We start from the raw sequence: 1,353 nt of genomic DNA, 5'->3' as shown, positions 1-1,353 counted from the left end.
CCCCCGGAGCTTGGCAGGATGCCGAGGGCGATCTCGGGGAAGCCGAGGCGCGCGGTGTCCGCGGCGATGCGGCTGTCGCAGGCGAGGGCGAGTTCGAGTCCCCCGCCGAGGCAGTAACCGGAGATCGCGGCGACGGTGGGCTGGGGCAGCGCGGCGACCTCGGCGTAGACCCGGCCGCTGGCGCGGTAGTACTCGGCGATGGCGGCCGGGGTCATCGACCGCAGCTCGCCCAGGTCGGCCCCCGCGGAGAAGGCGCGCTCGTCCCCGGTGAGGACGATCGCGCGGGCGGCGCGCACCGCCGGGGAGCGCAGCGCCTGGCGGATCTCCTGTTCCAGCCCGGTGCTGAGCGCGTTCCGCTTCCGGGGGCGGTTCAGGCGCAGGAGGGCGATGCGCGCGGGGTGCTCGCTCGCGCCCCCCGGCGGACCGCCGGGGGTCGCGTCGTGCATCTCGATGAGGACGGTGCCCGCCTCGGGCTCAGGGGGTTGGCGCATCGCGCTGGCCCTCCGGGGTGGGCACCGTACCGATGAGGGAGGCGGCGCCGCGCTTGCGGAGGTGGTTGCCGATGATGAGCTTTTGGATCTCGGAGGTGCCCTCCCAAATCCGGTCGACGCGGAGTTCGCGCCAGAGCCGCTCGACGGGGTACTCCCGCATGTAGCCGCGCCCGCCGAAGATCTGCACGGCGTTGTCGACGCAGCGGTTCGCGGCCTCGCTCGCGCTGAGCTTTGCGACGGCGGCCTGGGCGTTCAGCAGTTTCCGGTCGAGCCCCCGGTCGGCGTCCCAGGAGGTGCGGTACATGAGCGCTCGGTTCGTCAGGATGTCCACCACGTTTTTGGCGAGGAGATCCTGGATGAGCTGGTAGCCGATGATGGGCTCGCCGAACTGCTCCCGGTCGCTCGCCCACTCGGTGGCGAGCAGGGTGGCCCGCTCGGCGGCGCCGATCGTTCGGGCGGCGATCATGAGCCGCTCCTCCACGAACCAGTCGCGGGTGAGCTCATAGCCCTGGCCGATCTCGCCGAGGACCTTGTCGGGGCCGAGCCGGACGTCGTCGAAGCGGAACTCGGGGTGCTCGTAGACGAAGGTGTGGGTGTAGCGGGGCACCTTCGTGATGCTGACGCCGGGCAGGTCGGCGTCGACGAGGAACATCGTCGGCTGCTCGTCGACGAGGGCGAGCACGAGCAAGAAATCGGCAACGTCCCCGACGGTCACGAAGGTTTTCTCGCCGCTGAGGGCGTAGCCGTCGCCCGTCCGGGTGGCGACCGTGCGGATCGCCTTCGGGTCGGAGCCCGCGTGGGGCTCGGTCACGGCCACGGCGTCCCGGCGCTCCCCCCGGATCTCGGGGAGAAGGTATTCCTC

General features: G+C 71.8%; 2 protein-coding genes. Both read right to left on the bottom strand.

The features are described from left to right. Positions 1-491: enoyl-CoA hydratase/isomerase family protein (locus OOT08_RS18010; RefSeq protein WP_325094261.1), on the bottom strand; the 491-nt coding region annotated here is incomplete at its 3' end. Then, on the bottom strand, positions 475-1,353 hold an 879-nt coding region (locus OOT08_RS18005), incomplete at its 5' end, for an acyl-CoA dehydrogenase family protein (protein ID WP_325094260.1). The genes OOT08_RS18005 and OOT08_RS18010, both read right to left, overlap by 17 nt.

Source organism: Leucobacter sp. M11 (assembly GCF_035726885.1).
Taxonomy (GTDB): Bacteria; Actinomycetota; Actinomycetes; order Actinomycetales; family Microbacteriaceae; genus JAPFRB01.
The sequence above is the reverse complement of the archived record's forward strand: the minus strand, read 5'-3'. Positions and strand labels throughout refer to the sequence as shown.